Origin of the sequence: Bradyrhizobium sp. STM 3843, from assembly GCF_000239815.1 — a bacterium.
Classification (GTDB): domain Bacteria; phylum Pseudomonadota; class Alphaproteobacteria; order Rhizobiales; family Xanthobacteraceae; genus Bradyrhizobium.
Genome location: NZ_CAFK01000081.1, coordinates 1 through 8,656, shown reverse-complemented (window position 1 = coordinate 8,656; position 8,656 = coordinate 1). Strand labels below are relative to the sequence as shown.

Sequence of the window (8,656 nt, the reverse complement as noted above, 5' to 3'; positions counted from 1 at the left end):
CGGGAACATCAGATGAAAGACATTCTTGCGCACCTGGACAAGCTCCGGGCCGACGCCGCTGAATGTGCGATGATCCGTGACTTGGCGACCGATCGCGAGAAGCGCGAACTGTTCGGGCGGTTGGCCGATCATCTGCACGTTCTCGCGACCGAGGTGGAACGCGCCATCCAACGGCAGAAGAGCGCGGACAGGTCGCACTAGCGGCCGTATCGTCTTGCGGCGTGACGCGCTTGGCCGCGATGGCGAGCGGCGTAACTAAACTCTCCTTCGTGTGAGACCTCAATCATGACGGTAAGGTCGGCGCGGCGTCGTTGTGGCGCAAAGCCGTTGTGCCGGAAATTCGTTTGGTCGCAATCTACCTGAGCGCGAGTGCAGTGGCGCAGCTTCGCTATTGATCGAATGCCTCGTTCGAACGGCGCTACGAGTGCGCCGAATCGGACGTCGCTCCATGTCTCAGGCGAGATTCGGATTTTGCTAAGCTGTCGCCTGTGCGGCACGACTGTACCGAGGGCGAGTCTCCGTTGACTCAAGACCAGGAGTTTCAATTACAGCGCGTACACGCGCTTTGACACAATGGTTAACTAGTTTTAATTGCATTTCTTAGATGTCTACAACCTTTTCTCTTGATTTTTGCTTCAGATTTGTCGCGCGTACCTATGTTTCCGCAACTTTGCCGCAAAAAGTGCACGAAGCTGGGTTCCAAATTCATGATTAGAACCCGTCTAGAACAATCAGTACTGATCTGCTCCGGTCTGGTTCTATCAGAGATAAGCTACCTAATTTGATGAAGCTCCGTCCTCGCACCGCGTACAGAGATCACATATGACAACCATCGTAAAATCCATCCCAAGCTTCCAAGACGCCAGTCTCACTCCCGATCAGCTGCGCACCGCTCTGAGGCTCTGCGGTGCCGTGGTGTTTGGAGCGCTGCTCCACGCCACCTACGGCCTCGACCTGAGCTACGGCTTCTTCTAAGAATCGAGCTTTTCATCCAGCGGTTGCAGCCCGCCGACCACGGCGGGCTTTTCCATGCGTGCAGGCCACATCAGGGGCGCGGGCGTGGCGTGGCCGCAGCGCTACATCACATTTCGACGCCGTTTTTACACACACTCGCCTCGCTCAATTCACAATTTCGCCGCGCGCGAATTGATGCTTGCAGCTGGTGATGTTGCTGCGCCTGGGGTGGGTAACGTGATGCGTTCGCCAGTATACGATCTCTATCAGATGAAGCCGGAACGGCTGCCGAAGGGCGCACGCTCGGCTTGGCTCCGAACCCGGCCGAATGAGCCGCCTCCGGCGCCGGAGGACTGGATCTTTGTCGGCAAGGAACGGCATCCGAGTAAATGGACGGTCGCCGAAATGAATGAAAAAGGCCGGTGCTACCGCGAAATTCCGAGTTGGCTGTCGCGACGCTCCAGCGCAGCATCTTCGCCGTCGGCGGAGAGCTCGGCCGCGTGAGCGTTTCTGCGCGCGGGCTCAATGCCCGCGCGGTGCGGCACCGAGATCGATCGACCTGATGGCGAGCGCCACCGGAATCATCAGCACGCCGAGCACGGACAGCATCCAGAACACGTCGATATAGGCGAGCAGATCAATCTGATGCTGCAGGGTTTGCCCGACCCATGCAATTGCCTGCCCTGCCGCGTCGCTGGCATTGGATCCATGGGCCTGGAAGTAGCGCGTCGCCGCCTCGATCGTCTGTTGGTAACCGAGGTCTGACGGCGCCGCGTGCTCGACAAGGCGGCTCTGATGGAATTGCTGGCGCTGAGCCAGCACGGTCTGCGACAGCGCCACTCCCATCGAACCGCCGATGTTGCGGGCGACGTTGATCAGTGCCGAGGCCTGGTTGGTCTTGTTCGGCGGTACCCCGTCATATGATGCCGTGGTGACTGGAAGAAACAGAAACGGAAGCCCGACGCCCAACATCACGCGCGACATCGCTGCATAACCGTAAGTGATGTCGCCATTCAGCCCGGTCAGGTACCACATCGCAAATGCGACGGCGCTCGCGCCGAACACGATCAGATATTTCGGCTGGACGATGCTCACGAGTCGCCCCACGATCGGCATCATCATCATGGTGACGACGCCGCCGGGCGAGAGCACAAGGCCGGCCAACAGGGCCGTGTAGTTCAGCTCGGTCTGCAGCAATTGCGGCAACATCTGCGTGGTCGCGATCAAGACCGCGCCGGTCGCGAGCATCACCACGAAACAGGCGCCGAACTGACGCCGGCCGAGCAGGCGGATGTCGACGATCGGATCCTTCCGGCTCAGCTCCCAGGGGATCAGCGCCAGCAGGCAGCAGCCGGCGAGCAAGGCGAATCCCAGAATCATGTTGGAGCCGAACCAGTCGTTGCGCTGACCTTCGTCGAGCACGAATTCCAGCGATCCGAGTCCGACCGCAACCAGGGCAAAGCCGACGGCATCGACGCGCAGGCCGTTCTCGAGCAGTCGCGCCCGTTCCTGCTCCGCGCCCGACGGTTCACCCACCAGCGTGCCGACCAGGAACAGTGACAACATGCCCATCGGCAGGTTGATGAGGAACACCCAGTGCCAGGAATAGGTGTCGGTGATCCAGCCGCCCAGCGTCGGTCCGATGACCGGGGCCACCACGACCGCCACGCCATAGATCGCAAACGCCTGCCCGCGTTTGTTGGGTGGAAAGGAGTCGGCCAGGATCGCCTGCTCGCTGGTGGCCATGCCCCCGCCGCCGAGGCCCTGTAGGATGCGGAAGACAACCAGCGCCTCCAGGCTCCAGGCCAACCCGCATAGCAGCGACGCCAGCGAGAACACGGCTACGCAGATCATGTAGAAGCGTTTGCGGCCGATCACCGTGGCGAGCCAGCCGGAGATCGACAGGACGATCGCATTGGCCACCAGATAGCTGGTGATCACGTAGGTGCTCTCGTCCATGCCGACAGCCAGCCCGCCGGCGATATGGCGCAGCGCCACATTGGCGATTGTGGTGTCCAGCACCTCCATGAAGGTGGCAATCGAGACCACGAATGCGATCAGATAGGGATTGTGGCCAGCGGCAGCCGACCTTTCCGGCGACCAGCCACCGGCGGACGCGACGTCGGTCATCGCACCTTGGTCCAGGGTACGACCGACATGCCCGGCCCGACGGCCAGATCCGCCGGCCATTGATCGATCGTGATCTTGACCGGCACGCGCTGCACGACCTTGACATAGTTGCCCGTCGCATTCTCCGCCGGCAGCAGGCTGAAGGCCGTGCCCGAGCCCGGCTGCACCGACGCGACGTGCCCGGTCAGCTTGCGGTTCGGATAGGCGTCGATCCGGATCTCGACCGGCTGTCCGGGGCGCATATCGGCAAGTTGGGTCTCCTTGTAGTTGGCGACAACCCAGAGCTCATCGGGCACGAACATCATCAGGCTCTGCCCGGCCGTGGCCAGCGTGCCTTTGGCAGCGCTCAGCTTGACGACATGTCCTGCCTCGCCCGCCTCCACGGTTGTGTACTGCAGATTGAGCTTGGCCTGGTCGAGTTGGGCCTGCGCCTGTTGCAAGGACCCCTTGGCGCTTTCGAGCTGCGCCTGCAGGGTCTTGATCCCGAGCTCGGCGGCCGTCAGCGCCGCCTTTGTACGCGTCGTATTGGCTTCTTGCGCCTGCAGGTCTGACCGTGTCTGCTGCTCGCGCTGGACCGTGCCGGCGCCCCGCTCGACGAGATCGCGGGCGCGGGCCTCTTCCTGCTGCGCAAACTGCAGCTGAGCCTGCGCCTGGTCGACCTGCGCCTTGGCCTGCGCGATCTGCTCGCGCTGGCTGTCGATCTGGGCCTGGATATTGTCGACATTGGCTTGACCGACCGCAACCTGGGCCTGCGCCTGATCGACCGCGATTTTGTAGTCGCGCTCATCGATGCGCGCGAGCACATCGCCGGTTTTGACATGCTGATTGTCGGTCACCGGAACGTCGGCGACATAGCCGCCGACTTTCGGCGCGACCGAATAGCTGCGCGCGGCCACGAAAGCATCATCCGTGCTCTCGTAGTGTCGCGCATTCAGCCAATAGGCGAGGCCCGCGATCGCCGCGATCAGCAGAACACAGATGCCGGCCGCGGTCAGAACCGGATGCGCTCGCAGCCGCTCCGAGAGTGACTGCTTGCCTCCGGTGTCCGCCTGGCCCTCCCCGCCCTGCTCGGTCTTGCGATCCTGCTCCGCGGGTTTCGGCTGAGATTGCGGCTCAAGCGTCCGCGGCTTCTCGGCGGACGACCCTCGCGCTTTCGTCTGGGTATCCACGGTCAGCACCTCGGCCCTGTGTCGGATTGTTCTACGCACGCCGACGCGCTGAGGCGTGTCACGATCTAATCGTCTGCGATGGGCTTGGTTCCCGCTGAGTGTTGCAGTCGCTAAATTCCATCTCGATCAACAAAGAGGCCGCCAATCGGCGGCCTCTCGCACGTGTCGATGACAATGCAGCAACTAAACGATCGGAACGCCGTAGTAGTCGTTCACGGCACGGGTGGTCGACATGTCCGACCAGTTCCATTCCCGATCATCGCTGTAGTGTGGCGCACCGCGGAGCTGGTTCTCGGTAATGCCGGTGACATAGCCGCCGAGACGGGTGTCGTATTTCAACGACTGCCAGGGCAAGGGATAATGATCATTCCCGAGACCGAGGAACCCGCCGAAACCGAGCACGGCGTAAGACACCTGCCCGCTGTTCTTGTCGATCATGACCCGCTCGATGTTGCCGATCTTTGCGTCACCGGCGCCATAGACCGCGGTGCCCTCGACCTTGTCGCTGCCGATCAGATTGCCGAACTCGCGCTCGTCGATTGACATAGCCATTTGAAGTCTCCGTCAAAATAAGAGATTGATTAACGGCTGTCCCGCGATCCGCGTTCCCGCGACATTGCCGCTCACCGAGCGCTATTTGGAGTGCTCACGCGCGCCGCCGGCCCGATCGTCATCCTTCCCGTCCGTCTCCGGATGACGCGTAGCCTCCCGGGACACTGCCTGCGAGGAGTCGGTCTTGGTTGCACGTTGCGCGCGGTCCTTGTCGACGGGCTGTTCCTCGGCTCGCCCGGTCCTCACGATACCCTGGTCTGCATGTGCCATGCGGTGCTCCGACATTGGGCAGCGCGTTGCTGCCAAAGGTCTGAGAACGACGCCGCCACCCGTGGATTGTTCCGCCCGGATGAAGCGTCACACACATGTTGCGCATTGCTGCCGTGTGCCGCCGCACGAGCTGGACGTCACATTGTCAGAAACGTTCGCAGTCCGGCGTTGTTGACAAGCGCAACCCTCGGGAGACGAAGCGAATGGCAGACGATCAGACTCCTTCAATGTCGCGTCGACAGATGGTCGGCGGCGGAGCCACCTTGGCCGCAGCGTCCGTCGTTTCTGCAACAGCAAAAGGACGCGAGCCGATGGCGACAGAGAGCGCAAGCAGCCAGGATCTCATCAATCCGGTCGATAGATATCCAAAGCCCCCTTTCAACAAGCAGTCGCAGCCTTGGCCGGGCCTCGCAGGCAAGATGGAGCCACGGCCCGATCATGGTGAAACGAGCTACAAGGGCTCCGGTCGTCTTGCAGGGCGAAGGGCACTGATCACGGGTGGTGACTCCGGCATGGGACGGGCCGCCGCAATTGCTTACGCGCGCGAGGGCGCGGACGTGGCCATCAACTACTACCCGACGGAAGAGCCGGATGCCCAGGAAGTGCTCGCGCTGATCAAGGCCGAGGGCCGCACCGGCCTCGCCATTCCCGGAGACCTCCGCGACGAGAAGTTCTGCCAGGAGTTGGTGCGGCGTGCGGTGGAAGGGCTCGGCGGCCTCGATATCATCGTCTGCAACGCCGGGCGGCAGCAGGCGCGGCAATCCATCCTCGACATCTCGTCCGAAGACTTCGATGCCACCATGAAGACCAACATCTACGCGCCGTTCTGGATCATCAAGGCGGCGCTGCCGCACCTCAAGCCCGGTTCGGCCATCATCGGAACCGCATCGGAACAGGCCTACGATCCCTCGCCTGATCTGTATGACTACGCTCAGACCAAAGCCGCGACGATGAACTACGTGAAGTCGCTGGCCAAGCAGCTCGGACCGAAAGGGATCCGCGTCAATGCGGTGGCGCCGGGACCGATCTGGACGCCGCTGCAGGTCTCAGGCGGTGCGACGATGGAGAAGCTGGAGAAATTCGGTGGCCAGACGCCGTTGGGACGTCCGGGGCAGCCGGTGGAACTGGCCACGATCTACGTGCAGCTCGCCGCTGCCGACGCCAGCTACGCCAATGGCCAGGTCTATGGCTCATCGGGCGGTTCGGGGCAGCCGTGAGGCTGCCTCTTCCCTATCAGATGCGTGTCACCGGCTGCGGAAGCACATAGGCTTCCGTCCGGACTTGCCGGATGGTCGTAATCGCGGCGAATGCTGAGGCCATTCCAAAGGCCAGGATCAGGACAATAAAAACCAAGCGGGGAGTCATTGGCGTCCTCCTTTCGCTCCCGACGTCTCGTCGCGCTGAAGAACTCCTGACTAAGTTCGCGGATGGTCGGAGCGCGGATCGCCCAATGGCGGCACTTCGCCATCGAGCCAATCCTGCGCGTTGGCGAGTGCAACCCAGCCCTGCGCCATTCGGGTATAGCGCTTGAATGCGGGTCCACGCGCCGCTTGCTCCGCAAGCTGCAAGCAATTCTCGGCGTTTTCTCGGAGTAGATCTGACTGTCTCATTGAAGGTAGCTGGGATCCAGCTCGAAGCTGCACAACCGCCTTACGCGATATTAATCTTGGTGGAACCTGTTCGGCGCGCCGCAATTTGAATCGTATGAAGTCCATTGTCGTCCCGCTCTTGGTGGTAATCAGCTGCTCGATGGCGCAGGCGGGCGGTATCGATCGCGTTCAGATCGATGTCGCCGATGCCTCTGGACCTCCCGCCGGCTCGGACGTGATTGCCCGGATCTACGAATTCGACGCGTTTCAGCAGACAGCGATCGAGCGCACGGCGCCGTTGCCGAGCTCTGACGTTCAGAACACCGCGGCACTGCGCGCCGATGCGGCTGTGCAGCGCGACAAGGACTTGACCGAGCTGCAGCGTCGGGCCGGAACAAACGTCGAGGCCGACAGCCCGGCGGCTGTCAAGCGGGCCAACATGCTTGCTGCCGTGGACTCGTCCGAGGGGCCGGCCTTTGTGCGGCGCTTCTATGCCGCACAGCTTGCCCAATATCAGATCACCGTTTCCGTGCTGGAACACTATCTCCAATCACCTGACAACGATGATCTGAAAGCCTTCGTTGCGGCCCAGTTGCCGCGCCTGCGCAGCGAGCTCGAGGACACCCGAACCGCGCTGGCCGAGAAATAGCGAGCCGCTCGCCCCTTATTTGCCGCTGTTCGGCTTGCCCTGCTGGTCGTACGGGATGACGTTCTTGTCACTGTCCGGCATGCTGTCCCTGCCCTGGTCGCCATTGGCGTCGCGGCCGCCGGAACTGGACGTCCCGCTACCGCTCGGGTTGCTGCGGGCTGTGCCCGTCGTCGGCGCGGTGCCTGGCGTGGCCGAGCTGGCAGCCGGGTCTCCGGTGACCGACCCGCGTCCGCTCGGTCCCCCGTTCTCCGCCAGAGCGGCCCACGTACACGTAAGGAGAAGGGCAACCGCCGTTAGCAACGTCTTCATAGGCATTCTCCGGTTCGTGGCTCAAGTGTCCAACGCCCGGCCCGTTCCCAAAGGCCGCTGCCCCAGGTCGAAAAGTTTCGTGATGGTCGTGGAACCTATTCGGAACCGCTGCGTTAGGGCGTGGCTCGTCGCCCGGTTCCGTCGAACTAACTGGACCGATCCCGCTTGATTTGGTGCGTGGCGACAGCTTCTATGCTCGGGTCTGCATGGCAGATTCTTGCGGGCACAGATTTGCGTTGGGGGATTTGATGAGCGACCTCGATTCCGAAGCAACCTCGCCGACAGTTCCGGCGGTTGCCAAACGCAACGCGAATGGCGCAAACAAAGCTGACGCACGTCAGGATCTACTCCATGCTTTGCAAGCGATGCGCTCGGGCGACTTCTCGGTCCGGATGAGCGGCGATTACCTCGGCATCGAGGGCAAGATTGCCGACACCTTCAACGAAATCATCGCGGCCAATGAGCGGATGGCTCAGCAGCTCGAGCGCGTGGGCCAGGTGGTGGGACGGGAAGGCAAGACGCGGCAGCGCGTCAGATTCGGCCTGGCGTCCGGGTCCTGGGCCGACATGGAAGGTTCGGTCAATACCCTGATCGATGATCTGCTCTGGCCGACCCGCGAAGTCACCCGCGCCGTAGCCGCTGTCGCGCAGGGCGACCTGTTGCAGACCGTGAAGCTCGACGTCGACGGCCGGCCGCTGGGCGGCGAGTTCCTGCAGTCCGCCACCATCGTCAACACGATGATCAAGCAACTCAGCGTCTTCACCTCGGAGGTGACGCGTGTGGCGCGCGAGGTCGGCACCGAGGGCAAGCTCGGCGGCCAGGCCCAGGTGCCGGAAGTCACCGGCGTCTGGAAGGACCTGACCGAGAGCGTCAACTCGATGGCCAACAATCTGACCGGCCAGGTGCGCAACATCGCCGAGGTGACGATCGCGGTCGCCAATGGCGACCTCTCCAAGAAGATCACGGTCGACGTGCGCGGCGAGATCCTGCAGTTGAAGGAAGCCATCAATACGATGGTGGATCAGCTGCGCTCG

Annotated in this window: 10 protein-coding genes; 6 read left to right on the top strand and 4 right to left on the bottom strand. The window is 62.4% G+C overall.

Annotation, left to right across the window (positions count from 1 at the left end; translation table 11 throughout):
- The first annotated feature begins 12 nt into the window (after positions 1-12).
- From BRAS3843_RS42140 to BRAS3843_RS10815, 3 genes are all read left to right on the top strand, one after another.
- On the top strand, positions 13-201 hold the full coding sequence (locus BRAS3843_RS42140; protein ID WP_035981385.1) for a hypothetical protein: 189 nt from the start codon (positions 13-15) through the stop codon (positions 199-201).
- Between the two features lie 621 nt (positions 202-822).
- Positions 823-975 (top strand): hypothetical protein, encoded by a 153-nt coding sequence (locus BRAS3843_RS41440; protein ID WP_008968902.1) that lies wholly within the window; start codon positions 823-825, stop codon positions 973-975.
- 84 nt (positions 976-1,059) lie between these two features.
- Complete coding sequence (locus tag BRAS3843_RS10815) at positions 1,060-1,458, top strand: hypothetical protein (protein WP_244425251.1); 399 nt, start codon at positions 1,060-1,062, stop codon at positions 1,456-1,458.
- A gap of 18 nt (positions 1,459-1,476) precedes the next feature.
- On the opposite strand, the gene BRAS3843_RS10810 is transcribed toward BRAS3843_RS10815, so the two are convergent.
- The 3 genes from BRAS3843_RS10810 to BRAS3843_RS10800 form a co-directional block, all read right to left on the bottom strand.
- Positions 1,477-3,084 (bottom strand): DHA2 family efflux MFS transporter permease subunit, encoded by a 1,608-nt coding sequence (locus BRAS3843_RS10810; RefSeq protein ID WP_008968900.1) that lies wholly within the window; start codon positions 3,082-3,084, stop codon positions 1,477-1,479.
- Positions 3,081-4,253 (bottom strand): HlyD family secretion protein, encoded by a 1,173-nt coding sequence (locus BRAS3843_RS10805; protein ID WP_035981388.1) that lies wholly within the window; start codon positions 4,251-4,253, stop codon positions 3,081-3,083. The genes BRAS3843_RS10810 and BRAS3843_RS10805 overlap by 4 nt, the downstream gene beginning before the upstream one ends.
- A 183-nt stretch (positions 4,254-4,436) precedes the next feature.
- The gene (locus BRAS3843_RS10800; protein WP_008968898.1) at positions 4,437-4,805 is read right to left on the bottom strand and encodes a PRC-barrel domain-containing protein; all 369 of its coding nucleotides are present in this window, start codon (positions 4,803-4,805) and stop codon (positions 4,437-4,439) included.
- Between the two features lie 473 nt (positions 4,806-5,278).
- Here BRAS3843_RS10800 and BRAS3843_RS10790 point away from each other — a divergent pair, with 473 nt between their 5' ends.
- Positions 5,279-6,292 carry an SDR family oxidoreductase gene (locus tag BRAS3843_RS10790; protein WP_008968896.1) on the top strand — a complete coding sequence of 338 codons (1,014 nt, stop codon included), beginning with the start codon at positions 5,279-5,281 and terminating at the stop codon, positions 6,290-6,292.
- 16 nt (positions 6,293-6,308) lie between these two features.
- On the opposite strand, the gene BRAS3843_RS42495 is transcribed toward BRAS3843_RS10790, so the two are convergent.
- Entirely contained in the window at positions 6,309-6,440 is a 132-nt protein-coding gene (locus tag BRAS3843_RS42495; RefSeq protein ID WP_277996477.1) for a hypothetical protein, read from the bottom strand.
- A gap of 162 nt (positions 6,441-6,602) precedes the next feature.
- Between BRAS3843_RS42495 and BRAS3843_RS10780 the strand changes: the two genes are divergently transcribed.
- Both BRAS3843_RS10780 and BRAS3843_RS10770 read left to right on the top strand, forming a co-directional pair.
- Positions 6,603-7,313 (top strand): DUF4142 domain-containing protein, encoded by a 711-nt coding sequence (locus BRAS3843_RS10780; protein ID WP_244425249.1) that lies wholly within the window; start codon positions 6,603-6,605, stop codon positions 7,311-7,313.
- Between the two features lie 557 nt (positions 7,314-7,870).
- Positions 7,871-8,656: HAMP domain-containing protein (locus tag BRAS3843_RS10770; protein WP_139024831.1), on the top strand; the 786-nt coding region annotated here is incomplete at its 3' end.